The 20,468-nt window shown below is 36.9% G+C and carries 17 protein-coding genes; 7 read left to right on the top strand and 10 right to left on the bottom strand.

Translation table 11 applies throughout. The annotated features are described in order from the left end of the window. Positions 1–97: 97 nt before the first annotated feature. The 10 genes from LZ480_RS16475 to rpmH all read right to left on the bottom strand — a co-directional run bounded on the left by LZ480_RS16475 (position 98) and on the right by rpmH (position 9,588). On the bottom strand, positions 98–940 hold the full coding sequence (locus tag LZ480_RS16475; protein ID WP_241370645.1) for a ParB/RepB/Spo0J family partition protein: 843 nt from the start codon (positions 938–940) through the stop codon (positions 98–100). Continuing rightward, entirely contained in the window at positions 933–1,694 is a 762-nt protein-coding gene (locus LZ480_RS16470) for a ParA family protein (RefSeq protein WP_241370644.1), read from the bottom strand. The genes LZ480_RS16475 and LZ480_RS16470 overlap by 8 nt, the downstream gene beginning before the upstream one ends. 232 nt (positions 1,695–1,926) lie before the next feature. Then, positions 1,927–2,814 carry a nucleoid occlusion protein gene (noc, locus tag LZ480_RS16465; RefSeq protein ID WP_241370643.1) on the bottom strand — a complete coding sequence of 296 codons (888 nt, stop codon included), beginning with the start codon at positions 2,812–2,814 and terminating at the stop codon, positions 1,927–1,929. Positions 2,815–2,994: 180 nt separating this feature from the next. Next, on the bottom strand, positions 2,995–3,711 hold the full coding sequence (gene rsmG, locus LZ480_RS16460; protein ID WP_241370642.1) for a 16S rRNA (guanine(527)-N(7))-methyltransferase RsmG: 717 nt from the start codon (positions 3,709–3,711) through the stop codon (positions 2,995–2,997). 59 nt (positions 3,712–3,770) lie between these two features. Beyond that, a complete protein-coding gene (gene mnmG / locus LZ480_RS16455) occupies positions 3,771–5,666 on the bottom strand; it encodes a tRNA uridine-5-carboxymethylaminomethyl(34) synthesis enzyme MnmG (RefSeq protein ID WP_241370641.1) in 1,896 nt (631 codons plus the stop codon). A 43-nt stretch (positions 5,667–5,709) separates the two neighbouring features. After that, on the bottom strand, positions 5,710–7,095 hold the full coding sequence (gene mnmE, locus LZ480_RS16450; protein ID WP_241370640.1) for a tRNA uridine-5-carboxymethylaminomethyl(34) synthesis GTPase MnmE: 1,386 nt from the start codon (positions 7,093–7,095) through the stop codon (positions 5,710–5,712). Positions 7,096–7,268: 173 nt separating this feature from the next. Beyond that, positions 7,269–8,027, bottom strand: coding sequence for an RNA-binding cell elongation regulator Jag/EloR (jag, locus tag LZ480_RS16445; RefSeq protein ID WP_241370639.1), 759 nt, complete (start codon positions 8,025–8,027; stop codon positions 7,269–7,271). Continuing rightward, entirely contained in the window at positions 8,028–8,804 is a 777-nt protein-coding gene (yidC, locus tag LZ480_RS16440; RefSeq protein WP_241370638.1) for a membrane protein insertase YidC, read from the bottom strand. Positions 8,805–9,007: 203 nt separating this feature from the next. After that, positions 9,008–9,361 carry a ribonuclease P protein component gene (gene rnpA / locus LZ480_RS16435; RefSeq protein WP_241370637.1) on the bottom strand — a complete coding sequence of 118 codons (354 nt, stop codon included), beginning with the start codon at positions 9,359–9,361 and terminating at the stop codon, positions 9,008–9,010. 92 nt (positions 9,362–9,453) lie between these two features. Beyond that, on the bottom strand, positions 9,454–9,588 hold the full coding sequence (gene rpmH, locus LZ480_RS16430; RefSeq protein WP_008408389.1) for a 50S ribosomal protein L34: 135 nt from the start codon (positions 9,586–9,588) through the stop codon (positions 9,454–9,456). Between the two features lie 602 nt (positions 9,589–10,190). On the opposite strand from rpmH, the gene dnaA reads away from it, so the two are divergent. The 7 genes from dnaA (at position 10,191) to LZ480_RS16395 (ending at position 20,206) form a co-directional block, all read left to right on the top strand. Then, a complete protein-coding gene (gene dnaA / locus LZ480_RS16425) occupies positions 10,191–11,534 on the top strand; it encodes a chromosomal replication initiator protein DnaA (RefSeq protein ID WP_241370636.1) in 1,344 nt (447 codons plus the stop codon). Positions 11,535–11,704: 170 nt separating this feature from the next. Then, a complete protein-coding gene (gene dnaN, locus LZ480_RS16420; protein ID WP_241370635.1) occupies positions 11,705–12,841 on the top strand; it encodes a DNA polymerase III subunit beta in 1,137 nt (378 codons plus the stop codon). Positions 12,842–13,044: 203 nt separating this feature from the next. Further along, a complete protein-coding gene (gene yaaA, locus LZ480_RS16415; RefSeq protein ID WP_305037333.1) occupies positions 13,045–13,281 on the top strand; it encodes a S4 domain-containing protein YaaA in 237 nt (78 codons plus the stop codon). A 3-nt stretch (positions 13,282–13,284) separates the two neighbouring features. After that, complete coding sequence (gene recF, locus LZ480_RS16410) at positions 13,285–14,400, top strand: DNA replication/repair protein RecF (RefSeq protein WP_241370633.1); 1,116 nt, start codon at positions 13,285–13,287, stop codon at positions 14,398–14,400. Between the two features lie 74 nt (positions 14,401–14,474). Then, positions 14,475–16,400, top strand: a complete 1,926-nt coding sequence (gene gyrB, locus LZ480_RS16405; protein WP_241370632.1) for a DNA topoisomerase (ATP-hydrolyzing) subunit B — start codon at positions 14,475–14,477, stop codon at positions 16,398–16,400. A gap of 20 nt (positions 16,401–16,420) precedes the next feature. Continuing rightward, positions 16,421–18,886: a DNA gyrase subunit A gene (gyrA, locus tag LZ480_RS16400; RefSeq protein ID WP_241370631.1), complete on the top strand. Its 2,466-nt coding sequence runs from the start codon at positions 16,421–16,423 to the stop codon at positions 18,884–18,886. Positions 18,887–19,111: 225 nt separating this feature from the next. After that, positions 19,112–20,206: an HD-GYP domain-containing protein gene (locus tag LZ480_RS16395; protein WP_241370630.1), complete on the top strand. Its 1,095-nt coding sequence runs from the start codon at positions 19,112–19,114 to the stop codon at positions 20,204–20,206. Positions 20,207–20,468 lie beyond the last annotated feature (262 nt).

The raw sequence follows: 20,468 nt of genomic DNA, 5'->3' as shown, positions 1-20,468 counted from the left end.
ATCGTGTGACAACAAATGCGTGCCCAGCATCACGTTGAAAACCACCCTCAACACAAAAGGCTTGTCCAGATTACTTTCCGGACAAGCCCTTTCACTATTATTCTTCAATATTCAGCATTTCCAAAATACGTTGTAAATCATCTTCTGAATAAAATTCAATTTCTATTTTCCCTTTATTTTTCACCTTTTTTATTTGTACTTGAGTACCAAAATATTCACGTAGTTGTGATTCTGTTGCTTGTGTATGCACATCTTTTTTTTGTTGCTTCGTTTCACGTGAAACAGACTCATTTAAATCCTGAATATATTTTTCAAGCTGGCGTACATTTAATTGATCCTTCATAACCTTGCTCGCGACTTCTGGTATACGACGCTTGTTTTTTAAACCAAGTAATGCGCGGCCGTGGCCCATTGATAAATGCCCTTCATTTACAAGTTCTCGAATCTCTTCAGGCAATTGCAATAAACGAATTAAATTGGCAATATGAGGACGACTTTTCCCTAAGCGCTGTGCCAAATCTTCCTGTGTAAATTTTAGATTAACGATTAAGCTATTGTACGCTTCTGCTTCTTCAATTGGTGTTAAATCTTCACGTTGTAAGTTTTCTAAAATCGCGACTTCCATCATCTGTTGTTCATTAAAATCACGCACGATAACTGGTACATCGGTTAAGCCCGCGAGTTTTGCCGCGCGATAACGACGCTCACCAGCGACAATTTCATATTTTTTTACGTTTTTACGGACAACAATTGGCTGAATAATCCCATGTTCACGTACTGACTGTGCCAGTTCTTCAATGGCTGTCTCATCAAATCGTTTACGTGGTTGAAATGGATTCCTCAAAATCTTGGCAATCGCAATTTGCTGTACCTGATCTTCTTTATGTACCGCTTCCTCACGAAATAATGCGTCAATCCCTTTTCCTAAACCTTTAACCATTTTTAATCACTTCCCTTGCAAACTCTAAATATATTTCTGATCCGCGAGATTTTGCATCGTACAATATTACAGGCTTACCATGACTAGGCGCTTCACTTAAACGTACATTACGGGGAATAATCGAACGATACACTCTATCCCGGAAATAACGTTTTACTTCATCAATCACTTGCAAACCTAAATTTGTACGCGCATCAAGCATTGTTAGTAATACCCCATCAATCACAAGCTCTTTATTTAAATGCTTTTGAACAAGGCGAACCGTCGATAACAGTTGGCTTAATCCTTCTAACGCATAATATTCGCATTGTACTGGAATAATTAATGCATCAGCTGCCGTTAACGCATTGATTGTTAATAACCCTAACGATGGTGGACAATCAATAATAATAAAGTCAAAATTGCTTTTTATTTCTTGCACAGCCTTTTTTAAACGTACTTCACGTGAAATCGTCGATACAAGCTCAATTTCTGCACCTGCAAGTGAAATTGTTGTAGGCACAATATACAAATTCTCCACATCTGTTCGTTGAATGACCTCTTTTATATCTTCATCATTAATCAGAACATCATAAATACAACTTTCTAAATCACCTTTTTTTACCCCAAGGCCACTTGATGCGTTACCTTGAGGGTCGATATCGATTAATAACACTTTCTTTCCTAAATAAGCTAAACATGCACTTAAATTAACGGATGTCGTTGTTTTACCGACACCGCCCTTTTGATTGGCTATTGCAATAATACGTCCCATACTCGCACCTGCTTTCATCACTTCATTTTAGGTATATTAGTGAATCTATCTATCTTTTTACGATGACTTTATTGACGATTTTTCTTATTCTAATCTCATATTATCAAAAAACTATATAAAAAGTTGCATTATAAAAACTTATTTTACCTATCTTTATGGATTTACTAAATAAATTATGCTTTTTACCCACTAAAAAACCTTCTACATACAAAATACATAGAAGGCAACTCGGTTATTTTTTCTTCGGAATTTTTACAGTGATTTGATAGTAATCATCTGTATCTTCTTCCTCTGTTTTTAAATTGATCCCGCTTTTTGTAACCATCGATAATGACTGCTTAATGGTATTAAGGGCAATGCGTACATCTTTACTAATCGCTTTTCGAGCAGGTTTGCGTTTTTTTGCTTCCGGCTCTTCTGGATGAAGAATTTTTTGAATTTGTTCTTCAAGCTGTCTTACATTCCAATCAAACTCTTTCGTTGCTGCGATTAATTGCATTTGTAATTGATCATCTTTAATAGAAATTAATGCACGAGCATGACGCTCCGAGATTTCACGATTTAAAATGGCATCCTGTACAAATTGCGGAAGCTTTAGTAAACGCAATTTATTGGCAACTGTTGATTGGCCCTTACCCAATCGTTGAGCAAGCGCTTCTTGTGTTAGCGAATGTAACTCTAATAATTGTTGGTATGCAAGTGCTTCCTCAATTGCTGTCAATTCTTCACGTTGAAGGTTTTCAATAAGCGCAATTGAAGCCGTTTCACGATCATTTAAATTACGCACAATCGCAGGCACTTCTGTCCACTGCAACGATTTCATAGCACGATAGCGACGTTCACCGGCAATGATTTCATATTTACTTGCATCATCCGTCATTGGTCGAATTACGATTGGTTGAATAACTCCATGTGTATGAATCGTTCTTGCTAATTCTTCAATCTTCTCATCATCAAAAACTGTACGTGGCTGATAACGGTTTGGAATGATTTTATCTATAGGAATTTTAACTACTTCTTCTGAAGCCATTGAGATATTCTCTATTACTTCTACTTCACTGTTTACTTCTGGCTGCTCCTTAGTCCCGCCTCCGAAAAAACGTGAAAAAGTACTTTTCATCCGTGTGGCACCACCTTTAAGAAACTGTCTAGTTCATATACAATATTATTTCTGATTCATTCAAAAATGTACAGTGTCCAATGAACAGTAATTTTGAAAAAATAACATAAATATAATTATGTATGCATCAAAAGACGAAAACATTTCATAATTTATATTTTTCTCTAACTTTTACTAAAATTATTTAATAGGCGTTTTATTTGGAACACCTGGTTTACGTGGGTATTTTTTTGGTGTCACTTTTACTTTATCAAAAACATAAAGTGAACGCTCACTTTCTTCAACTGGTAAAAGGAACGCGAACTCTTCTTTTAATTTCGCACCTAATGTTGTGATCGCTTTTGCGGCATCCTTCATTTCTTCTGCACCAGCTGCTGCTTTTAATGCCACAAAGTAACCCCCCTCTTTTGCAAGTGGGATACATAACTCTGATAAAACTGAAAGACGGGCAACTGCGCGTGCTGTGACAACATCAAACTGTTCGCGGTATTTTTCATTTTGACCAAACTCTTCCGCGCGTGCATGCACGAATGACATATTGTTTAAGTTTAATTCATTCGCTAACTGATTTAAAAACGTAATACGCTTGTTTAAAGAATCCACAATGGTAATTTCCAAATGTGGGAAACAGATTTTAATTGGTATACTTGGGAATCCAGCACCTGCACCAACATCACATACAGTTGTTACTTTTGTGAAGTCAAAGTAAAATGACGCGCTAATTGAATCGTAAAAGTGTTTTAAATAGACACCTTCTAAATCTGTAATGGCTGTTAAGTTCATTTTTTCATTCCACTCAACTAAAAGCTCAAAGTATTTACGGAACTGGGCGACTTGCTCATCTGAAAGCTCGATGCCCTTTTGCTTTAAAGCTTCAATAAATTGCTGCTCGTTCATAATAACGCTCCTTTATTGTATTCATAAATAAGAGCGCCCTATAAAAAGACGCTCCCTCATTAGTTAGTGATTTTTGCAATTTTTCCTTGCTCAATATAGACAAGTAAAATCGAAATATCTGCAGGGTTTACACCTGCAATACGTGATGCCTGTGCGATTGATAGCGGGCGTACTTGCTTTAATTTTTGTAAGGCTTCTGTAGCTAAACTACTAATTGCATCGTAATCAATGTTTTCTGGTATTTTCTTATCTTCAAGTCTTTTCATTTTTTCCACTTGTTGAAGCGCTTTTTGAATATAGCCTTCGTATTTTAAATGAATTTCAACTTGCTCACGTACTTCTACACTTAATGATTCTTCAGTTGGCTCAATTAAACCTGCTACTAAGTCATATGTCATTTCTGTACGTTTGACAAAGTCCGATGCACGAATACCGTCTTTTAACTCTGCGCCACCTACTGAACGAACTGTTTCTTGTGTTTGCGCATTTGGTTTCACGATAATTTCGCGTAAACGTGTGATTTCGTCTTCTACTTGCTGACGTTTTTTCGTAAAGCGTGCATATCGTTCATCTGAAATTAAGCCTACTTTATGTCCAACATCTGTTAAACGTAAATCTGCATTGTCATGACGTAATAGTAAACGATATTCCGCACGCGATGTTAATAGGCGGTAAGGTTCGTTTGTACCTTTTGTTACTAAGTCGTCAATTAACACACCGATATAAGCGTCCGAACGTGAAAGAATAATCTCTTCTTTGCCCTGTACTTTCAGACCTGCATTCATACCAGCCATTAAACCTTGACCTGCTGCTTCCTCATAGCCTGATGTACCATTTAATTGACCTGCTGTGTATAAACCTTGAATCTTTTTTGTTTCAAGCGTTGGCCATAATTGCGTTGGAACTACTGCATCGTACTCAATTGCATAACCTGCACGCATAATTTCTGCATTTTCTAAACCAGGAATGGATGCCACCATTTGACGTTGTACATGCTCTGGTAAAGACGTAGAGAAGCCTTGTACATAAACTTCTTGCGTGTCACGCCCTTCTGGTTCAAGGAAAATTTGGTGACGTGGCTTATCGGCAAAGCGTGTAATTTTATCTTCAATTGACGGACAATAACGCGGACCTGTTCCTTTTATCATTCCCGAGAACATTGGCGAAAGGTGTAGGTTCGCATTTATGATGTCATGCGTATTTTCACTCGTATATGTTAACCAGCAAGGAAGCTGATCTGTAATATATTCTGTTGTTTCATAGCTGAATGCACGTGGTTCTTCATCCCCAGGTTGAATTTCCGTTTTTGAATAATCAATGGTACGGCTATTTACGCGTGGTGGTGTACCTGTTTTGAATCGTACCATATTGAAACCTAAATCTTTTAAGTTATCGGCTAACTTAATGGACGGTTGTTGGTTATTTGGGCCTGATGAATATTTTAAGTCGCCGATGATAATTTCGCCGCGTAAAAATGTACCAGTTGTTAATACAACCGCATCTGCACGATAAATCGCACCAACTTGTGTCACAACCCCTTTTACTTGGTTGTCCTCAATGATTAATTCTTCTACCATTGCTTGACGAATTTGAAGATTTTCTTCTTCCTCTAACAAGCGTTTCATTTCTCGTTGGTATAGTTGTTTGTCCGCTTGTGCGCGTAATGCACGAACTGCGGGACCTTTTGCTGTATTAAGCATACGCATTTGAATATGTGTTTTATCGATTACGCGTCCCATTAAACCGCCTAATGCATCAATTTCACGGACAACAATCCCTTTTGCAGGACCGCCGACTGATGGATTACAAGGCATAAACGCGATTAATTCTAAGTTGATTGTAAGCATTAATGTTTTTGCGCCAGTTTTTGCTGCGGCATAAGCAGCTTCAACTCCGGCATGACCTGAACCAACAACAATTACATCATAGTTACCTGCTTCATATTGTGTTGACATGAATGTTCTTCCTTTCTGAATTTCTGCTTGTTAAGCACTTTTTTTATTTTCCTAAACAGAATTGTGAGAACAGCTGATTAATTAAGCTTTCCTGCACAGTATCTCCAATAATTTCACCAAGAAATTCCCATGTACGTGTTACGTCGATTTGAATCATATCCACCGGTACACCTGATTCAGCTGCTTGTAACGCTTCTTCAATAACCGCCTGCGCTTTGTGTAATAATGCGATATGTCGTGCATTTGATACGTAGGTTAAATCCTGTGACTCCACTTGTCCTTCAAAGAATAATGCAGCAATTGCTTCTTCAAGCTCAATAACGCCTTCTTCTTTCAATAATGAAGTAGTGACAACGCGGTGTTTTCCTGCAAGTTCATGGACACGGTTTAAATCAATTTTACGTTCGATATCGGTTTTATTAACAACAACGATATAATCCATCGCTTGAATCGTTTCAAATAAACGCTCATCTTCTACCGTTAATTCCTCGCCATAATTTAAAACGAGTAAAATTAAGTCCGCATCTTTTAATGCCTCACGTGAACGTTCTACGCCGATACGCTCCACAATATCTTCGGTTTCACGAATCCCTGCTGTATCGACTAAACGTAATGGCACGCCTCGCACGTTTACATATTCTTCAATGATATCACGCGTTGTCCCTGCAATATCAGTAACAATCGCTTTATTTTCTTGTACTAAACTATTTAAAAGTGAAGATTTCCCTACATTTGGGCGACCTAAAATAACAGTCGATAAGCCTTCACGTAAAATTTTACCTTGTGATGATGTTTTCAGAAGTTTAATAATTTCATCACGTACCCAGCCACACTTCTCTTGCAGTACTGGAATCGTCATTTCTTCTACGTCATCATATTCTGGATAATCAATATTAACTTCGACTTGTGCTAGTGTTTCGATTAATGCTTGGCGAAGTGATGTAATTAACCGAGATAATTTCCCGTCCATTTGATTTAATGCCACATTCATCGCACGGTCTGTTTTTGCACGGATTAAGTCCATTACAGCCTCTGCTTGTGATAGGTCAATACGGCCATTTAAAAAGGCTCGCTTCGTAAATTCCCCTGGCTCTGCTAAACGGGCACCTGAACGTAACACAAGCTGTAATACACGATTTACTGACACAATCCCACCGTGACAGTTAATCTCTACAACATCTTCACGCGTAAATGTTTTAGGCCCGCGCATTAATGACAGCATCACTTCTTCAACGACTTCATCTGTTTTTGGATCGACTAAATGTCCGTAGTGAATTGTATGTGTCGGGACTTCTGTTAAGCGTTTATTATTTGGTGACTTAAATATTTTATCTGCAATTGCTACTGCTTCATCGCCACTTAAACGGACAATTGCAATAGCACCTTCTCCCATTGGTGTGGATATTGCAGCAATCGTATCGAATTCCATTTATATCCTCCTATATCAGTGTTATCCACATGTGGATAAATCACATCCGAGCTATACTTTCTAACAATTTAGACTAACATATTTTAAGCAAAATCTAAAGTAATGAAGATTATCTAAACATCTACGAAAAAAACGACCTATCCCAAAAGAATAGGTCGCTATTGTCTACATGTTTATTTTACTGGTTCAATGACTAAATAACGATTCGGTTCAGTACCCTCTGAATGCGTTTCAATATCTAAACGATTCGCTAAAGCATTATGAATGATTTTGCGTTCGTATGATGCCATTGGTTCGAATGCAACAGGTTTTCGTGAACGAATTGCTTTGTCAGCCATACGAGCAGCAAGCTGTTCTAATGCGACTTGACGGCGTTCACGGTAATTTTCGACATCCATTTGTAAAATCATAAACGATTTTGCTGATTTGTTTAAAATAAGCTGCGTTAATTGTTGCAATGCGTTCAATGTTAGACCGCGCTTACCAATTAATAGTGCTGCTTTTTCACTTGATAACTTAAATGACACGTTCTTGCCATCTGAAGTATGCTCAATTGATAAATCTGTAATGCCCATTTCTAAAGCAATGCTCGTCAAATAGCTTTTCGCTTCTTCAATTGGGTCAACCTGGGCATGTTCTTGGTGAATAGGTTGCGCATCTTGTACAAAAATTGGCTCTTCTTCAACAGGTTCACCAATAACAAACTCTTCGACAGATGTCACCTTTTGTAAAACAGCTTCATTCACTTGTTGTTGAACAATGTCTTTTACCGTCACACGAACTTCGGCGTTGCGTGCTCCGAAACCTAAAAATCCCTTTTTACCTTCTTGTAAAACTTCCACATCAACTTGTTCACGACTATGGCCAAGCTTTTGTAACGCTAATGAGATCGCTTCTTCTACTGTTGCGCCTATTTGCGTAGTTTGTTTCACTTATTTCGCCCCTTTGTCAGTAGCATCCGGTTTATTTTTATTCCAAGGTTTATAAATAACAAGGTTTTGACATACAGAAACAATGTTTCCGACTACCCAGTATAATGAAAGTGCTGCCGGTGCAATAACACCGAAACCAACAATCATTAATGGCATGATATACATCATAATTTTCATTTGCGGGTTATCTACTGCTGGACCCGTCATTAATACAACATATTGAATTAGACCTGCAATAACAGCAAATACTATACTTGGTTCTCCTAATGGAACTGTTAAGAATGAACCTAACTCATATGCTGAAGTTGCGTTCATACGGCTAATCGCATGATAGAAACCAATTAAAATCGGCATTTGAATAAAGATTGGTAAACATCCAGCTAATGGGTTAACCCCAGAAGTTTGCATTAACTGCATCATTTCTTGCTGGTATTTTTGTTGTGTAGCCGCGTCTTTCGAGCTATATTTAGCTTGTAACTCTTTTAACTTCGGTTGCATTTCTTGCATTTTTTTCGAGCTTTTCACTTGCTTAACTGTTAAAGGTAAAATAATTAAACGAATGATAATTGTTACGATAATAATCGCAAATGCATATTGCGCTACATTGCCTTCAAACATATCAGCAAAGAGCTTGATGAATGATACTAGTGGCCAAACGATATATTCATTCCAAAAGCCTTCGCTATCTTCAGAAATCGGTTGGTCAAACTCTGAACAACCTGATAACAGTAATACAACTGACACAAGCGACAGCATTATCCAAAGATTTTTCTTCAATCTTCTTCCTCCTAAAGCAAACCTATTCAGTTAATATGACAACAGTTTATCATGTGTGTACGCTTGTACACTACTAATTGTTTCAATAATTTATAAAATTAATCCCAACTCTATTTCAAACTATTGAACAGTCCGTTTAAATAAATATAGCCAATTAGAAAAACAGATTCCGCGCCATACAGCGTGAAATCTTGTTTTTTTCTTTATCGGTTTGTTGAGCTTTTGTAAACTCTTGCAACCTTTAAAACATGCTGCAAGCTTTTTTTCGTTTCATGAAAATCTAACATGGCCGCCTGCGTTCTGGCGATAATAACATAATCGAAATCTTGATTTACTTCGTCTTTCATTTCCAGAAAAGCTTGGCGAATATAACGCTTCACTTGAACTCGTGTGACTGCGTTTCCTACTTTCTTGCTCACTGATAAGCCAATACGAAACGCCTGTTGATCTTGTTGCTTTAAGCAATACACGACAAATTGGCGATTCGCAAATGACTTACCTTTCTTAAACACCTTTTGAAAATCTTCATTTTTCTTAATACGTTGGCGTTTATTCATTATCCATTCACCTGCTCCATCTAATCATTGGTACTTTTTTTGCTTCGTACAATATAAAAGAAAAAAAAGACCACTGATGTGGCTCAGTGGACTTATGCTGATAATACTTTTCTTCCTTTTTTACGACGACGAGCTAATACGTTACGGCCGTTTTTTGTGCTCATACGAGCGCGGAAACCGTGAACTTTGCTGTGCTTACGTTTTTTAGGTTGGTACGTACGTTTCATTTATATACACCTCCTGAATCTGAGTGTTACTATATCTATTTCTACATACAGACCATGACATTATATAAATAAAACTAGCTCTTTGTCAATGGCCCAATTTATTTTTTCTATTTTTATTAGCAATACCTCACGCAACGCCCCCTCTTATTCCTTTAAATCAGTTATCCACAAAAATTTCCGGTGTTCAAATAAATGCTGTGAGTAATTATTTTTCGTTAAAATTTTATCCACAAGTGTTATCTACAACTTTTTCACATAAATTATGCCTGTGGACAACTCGTACGTGGATAGTTTATGATTATGTGGATAAAGTCGTTTAAGTATTGAAATAGCCCACTTTATTTGATACGATAATTGTGTTTTACTTTGTGGAATTCTTTTCTGGGAAATATTTTATCCACAATTGTTGATAATCTGTGGACAAAGATTTCCACCTATTTCGAATAACGTTTATCCACAACATGTGGTTATGTGTATGACATGCATTTTTACCTAAAAATGCATCATAAAATAACTCTGTTTTCTACTAATTATTTCTCTTAACAGAGCCTTTATTTATATACAAATCAATATTGAACTGACTTATGAAAGGAAGAACGAGCTTGGAACATTTAGAAACTCTATGGAACGCAGTACTTTCCCAAGCTGAACAAAAAATTTCAAAACCGAGCTTCGATACGTGGCTAAAATCGACGAAATTACTGGCGCATAACGGCACAAATGTAACGATTTCAGCACCTAACTCTTTTGCCCGTGATTGGCTTGAGCAATACTATATTCATATGATTACAGGAATTTTAAACGAGTTAACTGGGGAAGATTTGGTCATTAAATTTGTCGTTCAGAAGGATCAAATCGCAGATGATTTCGAACTACCACCACCAATTACACAAGTAAAACCAAATGAACATGCAGATAATTCACCGGGCATGCTTAACCCAAAATATACATTTGACACATTTGTTATTGGTTCAGGAAATCGCTTTGCACACGCTGCCAGCTTGGCTGTAGCAGAAGCACCTGCAAAAGCATATAATCCCTTCTTCATCTATGGAGGAGTTGGATTAGGGAAAACACACTTAATGCACGCAATTGGTCACTATGTAAAAGAACATAATCCTAACGCTAATGTCGTGTATCTATCATCTGAAAAATTTACAAATGAGTTCATTAACTCGATTCGTGACAATAAAGCAATCGACTTCCGCAACAAGTACCGCAACGTCGATGTTTTATTAATTGATGACATTCAATTTTTAGCTGGGAAAGAATCGACGCAAGAGGAATTTTTCCATACCTTTAATACATTGCATGAAGAATCAAAACAAATTGTCATTTCAAGTGACCGTCCACCCAAAGAAATCCCAACATTAGAGGATCGTTTACGTTCACGCTTTGAATGGGGTTTAATTACAGATATTGCACCACCTGATTTGGAAACGCGTATTGCAATTTTACGCAAAAAAGCGAAAGCTGACGGTCTAGATATTCCAAATGAAGTAATGCTATATATCGCAAATCAAGTTGATACAAACATTCGTGAATTAGAGGGCGCATTGATTCGTGTAGTAGCTTATTCATCTTTAGTAAATAGAGATGTATCACCAGAGCTTGCAGCAGAAGCATTAAAAGATATCATGCCAAACTCAAAACCGCGCATGATTTCAATTTTAGATATTCAAACAGCAACCGGCGAACACTTCAATATTCGTTTAGAAGACTTTTCTGCAAAACGCCGTACAAAGTCAATTGCATTTCCACGCCAAGTGGCTATGTACTTATCGCGCGACCTAACTGACTTCTCTTTACCTAAAATTGGTGAAGAATTCGGTGGCCGTGATCATACTACGGTTATTCATGCACATGAAAAAATTTCTTCATTACTTAAAACAGATCAACAATTACAGCAGGATATTAAACAAATCCGTAGTATGTTAGGTAAATAATGCTGTGTATAAGGTTCCTAGTTTTTCACACGATTACTCACAACTTATTAACATGTGAATAATCGTGTTTTAAAGCTCCGAACCATAGTTATCCACAAATCCACAGCCCCTACTACTATATCTATATATATCTTTTAATAAATAATTAATTATATAAGAGAGGTAAAACAATGAAATTTGATATTTTACGTGATCGTTTATTAGACGGTTTAAACGATGTTATGAAAGCAGTAAGTTCAAAAACTACAATTCCAATTTTAACGGGGATCAAAATTGATGTAACAAACGAAGGTATAAGCTTAACGGGTAGTGATGCAGACATTACCATTCAAACATTTATTCATGCAGAAGAAGATGGTCAACAAATCATTAACATTACACAAACAGGCTCAATCGTTTTACAAGCACGTATGTTCAATGAAATTATTCGTAAATTGCCAACAAACGAAGTAGAAATTGAAATTACAAATGGTTTTGCTACAATTATTCGCTCTGGTAAATCTGAGTTTAATTTAATTGGTTTAGACTCAACAGAATATCCACAGCTACCAGAAGTAGCAGCAGATAAACAATTTGCAATACCTGCAGATCTTTTAAAATCAATTATTCGTGAAACGGTTTTTGCAGTAGCTACTTCAGAAAGTCGTCCAGTATTGACAGGTGTAAACTGGAAAGTAGAAGGTAATGAATTAATATGCGTTGCAACGGATAGTCACCGTTTAGCTCGTCGAAAAGTAAATCTTGATAATTTACCAACTGATATTACTTCAGTAGTTATTCCAGGGAAAAGCTTAAACGAACTAAACAAAATTTTAGAAGATACAAACAACCCAGTTCAAATTGTATTAACAAACCAGCAAGTATTATTTAAAACGGATGATGTGTTATTCTTCTCACGATTGCTAGAAGGCAATTATCCTGATACGTCTCGTTTAATTCCTGATGAATTCAAAACAACGATTACAATCAACGGTAAATCTTTATTACAGGCCATCGACCGTGCTTCACTTTTAGCGCGTGAAGATCGCAATAACGTTGTTCGTTTTGAAACATTAGAAAACCAAACAATTGAAGTTTCATCAAATTCACCTGAAATTGGTAAAGTAGAAGAACAAATCCAAGTAGAGAATCTTGAAGGTGAAACACTTAAAATTTCCTTCAGTGCGAAATACATGATGGAAGCTTTAAAAGCTATCGATAGTCAAGATGTTGTCATTGAATTTACTGGTGCTATGCGCCCATTCATCTTACGATCTGCTTTAGACGATTCAATTTTACAATTAATTTTACCTGTACGTACGTACTAATTTGGTACAAAAATAAATTAAGTGCTGTGTAAAAAAACTTTTGCATAGTGCGCGCTTCTGCAGTGGGCAGAATAAATTCCCACCATCCTTGGCGCAAAGGGAGTGTCCCAGAATTATTTCTCGGACACTCCCTTTTTTACTTATGGACAATTTTTAGGTATGATAGAATGATAAGACTTTATTTAAGTGGAGGTAGGATTACGTTGAATGAATTAGTAATTGATACAGAATTTATTACGCTTGGTCAAGCTTTAAAAATGACAGATGCCATTAGTTCTGGTGGTATGGCAAAGTGGTTTTTAAGTGAACATGAAGTATTTGTTAATGGTGAAGTAGAAGATCGCCGTGGAAAAAAATTACGTCATGGCGATGTCGTTAATATTCCAGGGGTTGGCCGATTTAAAATTGTTGATGCATTTATTGCAAATGGAGAAATGTAATTCATGAATATCGAGCGCTTACAGCTAATGAATTACCGTAATTATGAATCGCTTACTTTAGATTTTTCAGACAAGATTAATGTTTTTATTGGGGAAAATGCCCAAGGAAAAACAAATGTTATGGAATCGATTTATGTATTGGCGATGGCAAAATCCCACCGCACTGCAAACGATAAAGAATTAATACGTTGGGAAGCGGATTATGGTAAAATAGAAGGTGTAATTAATAAGCGTTACGGTAGTGTCCCGATTGAATTAACGATTTCCAAGAAGGGCAAAAAAGGCAAGATTAATCATCTCGAGCAAACAAAGTTAAGTAACTATATTGGTCAAATGAACGTTGTCATGTTTGCACCTGAAGATTTAAATATCGTCAAAGGAAGTCCACAAATTCGCCGTCGATTTATCGATATGGAAATTGGGCAAATTTCGCCTGTTTACTTACATGATTTATTAACATTTCAAAAAATATTAAAACAACGTAATCATTTATTAAAAAGTAACCAAGGAAAAGCATCACTCACTAATGACGTGATGTTTGATATTTATACGGAGCAATATATAGGGGCTGCTGTGCAAATTATTCGTAAACGATTTCAATTTATGGAGCTATTACAAGCTTGGGCAGAGCCGATTCATGAAGGCATTTCGCGCGGGTTAGAAAGGCTTGTCATCAAATACCGTCCTGTTTCGGGAATGGAAGCAAGCTGGAGCGCAGAACAGATGAGTGCCTATTTAAAGCAAAAGCTAGATGAAATTAAGCAACGTGAAATTGACCGTGGTGTGACGTTAATTGGGCCGCACCGAGATGATTTGCAGTTTCTTGTAAATGACTATGATGTGCAAGTGTATGGTTCGCAAGGCCAGCAGCGCACAACAGCACTGTCATTAAAATTAGCAGAAATAGAGCTCATCAAACAGGAAACAAAAGAAACACCGATATTATTATTAGACGACGTATTGTCAGAGTTGGATGATTATCGTCAATCGCATTTATTGAATACGATTCAAGGTGAAGTACAGACATTTGTTACGACTACAAGCGTTGAGGGCATTCATCATGATACAATTCAACATGCGAAACTATTCCGTGTAAGACAAGGTACAATTGAACAATAATAGCGCATTTTTAATGCATGAAAATAAACAAAAAAGAAGCATACTAATCGTTATGAAAGAGTAGGTGAACTATAGTGACTTTAGAAGATAGTAAAGTCCAGCAATCTTATGATGCCGAACAAATACAAGTACTGGAAGGTTTAGAAGCTGTTCGTAAACGTCCAGGTATGTATATCGGTTCTACAAGCTCAAAAGGGTTGCACCATTTAGTATGGGAAATCGTTGATAACAGTATTGATGAAGCATTAGCTGGTTTTTGTACAGATATTAAAGTAACAATCGAACAAGATAATTGGATTCGTGTAGAAGATAATGGCCGTGGAATCCCTGTAGATACGCAAGAAAAAATGGGTATGCCTGCTGTTGAAGTAATTATGACCGTATTACACGCTGGTGGTAAATTTGGCGGTGGAGGCTACAAAGTTTCTGGTGGTCTTCACGGAGTAGGTGCTTCTGTAGTTAACGCATTATCAATTGAGACAATCGTTCAAGTACACCGTGATGAAAAAGTACATGAAATTAAATTCGAACGTGGTCATACAAAGCAAAAGTTAACAGTAATCGGTGAAACAAGCCGTACAGGTACGACAACACGTTTTAAAGCCGATGCTGAAATCTTCAAAGAAACACTAGTGTACGAATATGACATTTTAGCAACACGTATTCGTGAATTAGCCTACTTAAATCGTGGCATTCGTATTTCGATTGCTGATGAGCGTGAAGGTCAAGAGCGCGAAGAAGCATTCCACTTCGAAGGTGGTATTCGTGAATATGTTGAACACATTAACGAAAATAAAGAGCCAATTCATGCACCAATTGATGTATTCGGCGAAAAAGAAGGTATTTCAGTTGAAATTGCAATGCAATACAATGCAGGCTTCAATTCAACTATTATGTCATTTGCTAACAACATCAATACCTATGAGGGTGGTACTCACGAATCAGGTTTTAAAACTGCATTAACACGTGTTATTAATGACTACGCACGAAAAGCAAATATAATTAAAGAAGCGGATACCAACCTTACTGGAGAAGACGTTCGTGAAGGATTAATCGCAATTGTGTCGGTGAAACACCCAGACCCACAATTCGAAGGTCAAACAAAAACAAAACTTGGTAACTCAGAAGTTAGCCAGATTACGAACTCATTATTTTCAGATGGCTTTGAGCGTTTCTTATTAGAAAACCCAAGTGTGGCACGTCAAATTGTTGAAAAAGGAACAATGGCAGCGCGTGCGCGTGTTGCTGCGAAAAAAGCGCGTGAATTTACACGTCGTAAATCAGCGCTAGAAGTATCCAATTTACCAGGTAAATTAGCAGACTGTTCATCAACAAACCCTGCTGAATCAGAAATATACATCGTAGAGGGTGACTCTGCCGGTGGTTCTGCAAAATCTGGTCGTGATCGTCACTTCCAAGCAATCTTGCCACTACGCGGTAAAATTTTAAATGTTGAAAAAGCACGTTTAGATCGTATTTTATCAAATGCTGAAATCCGTGCGATGATTACAGCGTTCGGTACAGGTATAGGTGAAGACTTTAACTTAGAAAAAGCCCGCTATCACAAGATCATCATCATGACTGATGCCGATGTCGATGGTGCACACATTCGTGTATTATTATTAACATTTTTCTTCCGCTTCATGCGTCCATTAATCGAGGCAGGATATGTATATGCAGCTAAGCCACCGCTTTACCAAGTGAAACAAGGGAAGCATTCGGAATACTGCTATTCTGATGCAGAATTAGATGAAATTTTAGAACGCCTGCCTAAATTACCAAAGCCAAATGTACAGCGTTACAAAGGGTTAGGAGAAATGAATGCAGAGCAATTATGGGATACAACAATGGATCCGGAGCACCGTACATTAATTCGAGTAGAATTAGATGATGCCATTGAAGCCGATAAAATATTTGACCACTTAATGGGTGATGAAGTAGGACCACGTCGTGACTTTATCGAGGAAAATGCAGTTTACGTGCAAGACTTGGATGTTTAAATTGGAAGGGGGTCCTTATTTTGTCTGACATTCAACATGGACATATTGAATCTAGAAATATTACATCCGAAATCAAAACATCCTTTTTAAGTTATGCGATGAGTGTTATTGTTTCACGTGCATTACCAGATGTACGTGACGGGCTTAAGCCTGTACACCGTCGTATTTTATATGGGATGCAGGAACTAGGAAACACTTCGGATAAACCATATAAAAAGAGTGCGCGTATCGTCGGGGACGTAATGGGTAAATACCACCCGCACGGTGACTCTTCAATTTATGAAGCGATGGTACGTATGGCGCAAAACTTCAGTTACCGCTATATGCTTGTCGATGGACACGGTAACTTTGGTTCTGTCGATGGCGATGGCGCAGCTGCGATGCGTTATACAGAATCGCGTATGTCAAAAATCGCAATGGAAATGTTGCGAGATATTAACAAAGATACAATTGATTTCGAACCAAACTATGATGGTAGCGAAAACGAGCCAAAAGTGTTACCAGCACGTTATCCGAACCTTTTAGTGAATGGAGCATCAGGAATTGCCGTTGGTATGGCGACGAATATTCCACCACATCAGCTTGGTGAAACAATCGATGGCGTACTAGCATTAGCAGATAACCCAAGTATTACAACTGAGGAGCTAATGGAAATTATCCCAGGACCAGATTTCCCAACAGGTGGTTTAATTTTAGGGCGCTCAGGAATCCGTCGTGCCTATGAAACAGGGCGCGGCTCATTAACTATTCGTGCAAAAGTAGAAATTGAGCAAGCTTCTAATGGGAAAGAAACGATTTTAGTTCACGAATTACCATACCAAGTAAACAAAGCAAAATTAATCGAAAAAATTGCCGAATTAGTACGCGACAAAAAAATTGATGGCATTACAAAACTTCAAGATGAATCAGACCGTAATGGGATGCGTATCGTTATTGAAGTTCGTCGTGATGCCAATGCCAATGTTGTGTTAAATAACTTATATAAGCAAACAACTATGCAATCAAGCTTCGGTGTGAACATGCTTGCATTAGTAGATGGTCAACCGAAAGTATTAAGCTTAAAAGAAGTGCTATATCATTACTTAGAACACCAAAAAGTAGTTATTAAACGACGTACTGCATTCGAGCTTCGAAAAGCAGAAGATCGTGCACATATTTTAGAAGGCTTACGTATTGCACTTGATCATATCGATGAAATTATTTCAATTATCCGTAGCTCTCGTAGCGGAGAAGAAGCAAAGCCGCAATTAATGGAGCGCTTCAATTTATCGGAACGCCAAGCACAAGCGATTTTAGATATGCGTCTTGTTCGTTTAAGTGGTTTAGAGCGTGAAAAAATTGAAAATGAATACAATGAGTTGCTAGTGTTAATTGCCGAGTTAAAAGCAATTTTAGCTGATGAAGCTAAAGTAGTAGAAATCATTCGTACAGAAATGACAGAAATTAAAGATCGCTTTAATGACGCACGTCGTACAGAAATTACTGCTGGTGGCTTAGAAATGATCGAAGATGAAGATTTAATTCCTCGTGAAAACTCAGTGCTAACATTAACGCATAATGGGTACATTAAGCGTTTAGCAGCGAACACATACCGCTCACAAAAACGTGGAGGGCGCGGTGTACAAGGTATGGGTACGAATGAAGATGACTTCGTAGAACATTTATTGTTCACATCAACGCATGATACAATCCTATTCTTTACATCAAAAGGGAAAGTGTTCCGTGCGAAGGGGTATGAAATTCCAGAGTTTGGACGCCAAGCAAAAGGGCTACCAATCGTTAACTTATTAAATATTGATAAGGGCGAAAAAGTAACAGCGATGATCCGCGTTTCTGAATTTAAAGAAGATGCTTACTTCATCTTCACAACGAAAACGGGTGTAACAAAGCGTACTCCTGTTGATCAATTCGCCAATATCCGTACAAATGGGTTAATTGCCATTACTTTACGTGAAGATGATGATCTAATTTCTGTACATTTAACAGATGGCACGAAGGAAATTATTATTGGTACACGCGAAGGGATGCTTGTTCGTTTCAAAGAGGATGATATTCGTTCGATGGGACGTTCGGCTGCTGGTGTGCGCGGAATTAAATTACGCGAAGGCGACCATGTTGTTGGGATGGAAATTATCGAACCAGGTCAGGAAATTTTAGTTGTAACAGAAAAAGGTTACGGTAAACGTACACCTGAAGCAGAGTACCGCTTACAAAGTCGTGGTGGTCTAGGTCTAAAAACAATGCAAATTACTGATAAGAACGGTAAGATGTGCGCTATGAAGGCTGTAGATGGCACAGAGGATATTATGTTAATCACGATTAATGGTATGTTAATTCGTATGGATATAAATGATATCTCTATAATTGGTCGTAGCACACAAGGTGTTCGTTTAATCCGTCTTTCAGAAGATGAGTCAGTAGCAACAGTTGCACGTGTGAAAAAAGACGAAGATACAGAAGATGAAGAAATACAAGAAACTGAATAAATAGAGTAATAATTTTCAAAAGTAGCCTAGGTTGATTTAACTACCTAGGCTACTTTTTTATATTTGTATTTTAGAGTGTATTCGTTATAATAGTATAAAAGACATTTGCATTAGGTTTAAATAACTATATTTATTGAAATATGTAGTCATTCGGGTGATTTTCTCCCCATTAATTGAAATTTTCGATACAATTATATTAATTCATTTATGCAAGGGGTTGTGAAGTTGGAAGCAATAAATATGAAGGTCGAAGAATTACGTTTAGGTAAAGTCATCGCAGAAGACATTTTTGCCAATACACAATATCCAATTATTTATAAGGATACAAAAATTAAGCCAGAGCATTTACGTGTATTTGAATTATTTAATTTAAATACAGTTTCAGTTTATAACGATGCAAGTATAGAAAACCTAATAGAAGACAACCCAGAAATTCAAGCAAAATCAGTACCTTTACCAAAATACATTTCATTTGAAAAGCATTATAATGATGCAATTGTTCAATTGAAAAAGGAATTTATAAATTGGGAGGCTGGAGGCAAGATTGATATTACGAAAGTTCGTGGTATGATCATCCCGTTAATCGAGATAATCTTAGAGGATCGCTCCTATATATTTGATTTAAACAGCTACTCCAACCCGAAAGATTACTTGTATCACCATTGTATTGCAACAGGTTTAATCGCTTCTATTATGGCTAAGAAATTAGGCTTCGAGCGTGGTATTATAATACAATTAGCAATTGCAGGGATGTTAGCAGATAGTGGAATGGCGCGCATTTCACCTCGTATCCGTGATAAAAAAAGTGCATTATTAAAAGAAGAATTTGATGAAGTAAAAAAGCATCCTTATCACAGTTATATGCTTGTAAAAAATGTACCTGCTATTAAAGAAGTGATGAAAGAGGCAATCTATCAACACCATGAGCGTTTAGATGGCAGCGGTTATCCTAAAGGGGAACGCATTGGGTCCATTTCGAATTTCGCTCAAATTATAGCAGTCGCTGATGTATTCCATGCTATGACAAGTGAACGTTTATATCGTACAAAACAATCACCATTCAAAGTAATCGAAATGATTAAAGAAGAAGAGTTCGGTAAGTTTGATATAAAAGTTGTTCAAGCTTTAATGGATATTGTTGTTGATTTACCGATTGGTACGAAAATTGAAATATCCAATTTCGAATTAGGTGAAGTTATGTTCATTAATAAATATTCTCCTACTCGTCCGCTTGTTAAATTAATAAAATCAGGTGAAATTATTGATCTTTCATCAAAACGAAGCTTTTATATATCTCGGGTTATTACAAAAAATAATTAGTTTATAATTGAAATGATTTTTAGTTGATTAGTTATCAATTAAAGGTCATTTATTTTTTTAACTTTTTCTTTAAAAAAGTATTGACGATGTGGGGATTACTTGTTATTATATTAAATGTCCTTAAGAGAAGTGAGTTAAATCAAATACAAATAAATAAATTTGAATTTCGAATTAAAGGATGTTATAATTTATTGACTGTCATTTCAAATCGAGAACGAAAAACTTTTTCAAATAAAGTATTGACGTCGAGGGTTTAAAGTGA

Source organism: Solibacillus palustris (assembly GCF_022549215.1).
Classification (GTDB): domain Bacteria; phylum Bacillota; class Bacilli; order Bacillales_A; family Planococcaceae; genus Solibacillus; species Solibacillus daqui.
This window is presented reverse-complemented; position numbering and strand designations above follow the sequence as displayed.

Bases quoted from the DNA above. Each gene is read 5' to 3' on its own strand.
- LZ480_RS16475 (WP_241370645.1), bottom strand. From the start codon at position 940: ATGGTTAAAGGTTTAGGAAAAGGGATTGACGCATTATTTCGTGAGGAA.
- LZ480_RS16470 (WP_241370644.1), bottom strand. From the start codon at position 1,694: ATGGGACGTATTATTGCAATAGCCAATCAAAAGGGCGGTGTCGGTAAA.
- noc (WP_241370643.1), bottom strand. From the start codon at position 2,814: ATGAAAAGTACTTTTTCACGTTTTTTCGGAGGCGGGACTAAGGAGCAG.
- rsmG (WP_241370642.1), bottom strand. From the start codon at position 3,711: ATGAACGAGCAGCAATTTATTGAAGCTTTAAAGCAAAAGGGCATCGAG.
- mnmG (WP_241370641.1), bottom strand. From the start codon at position 5,666: ATGTCAACACAATATGAAGCAGGTAACTATGATGTAATTGTTGTTGGT.
- mnmE (WP_241370640.1), bottom strand. From the start codon at position 7,095: ATGGAATTCGATACGATTGCTGCAATATCCACACCAATGGGAGAAGGT.
- rnpA (WP_241370637.1), bottom strand. From the start codon at position 9,361: ATGAATAAACGCCAACGTATTAAGAAAAATGAAGATTTTCAAAAGGTG.
- rpmH (WP_008408389.1), bottom strand. From the start codon at position 9,588: ATGAAACGTACGTACCAACCTAAAAAACGTAAGCACAGCAAAGTTCAC.
- dnaN (WP_241370635.1), top strand. From the start codon at position 11,705: ATGAAATTTGATATTTTACGTGATCGTTTATTAGACGGTTTAAACGAT.
- recF (WP_241370633.1), top strand. From the start codon at position 13,285: ATGAATATCGAGCGCTTACAGCTAATGAATTACCGTAATTATGAATCG.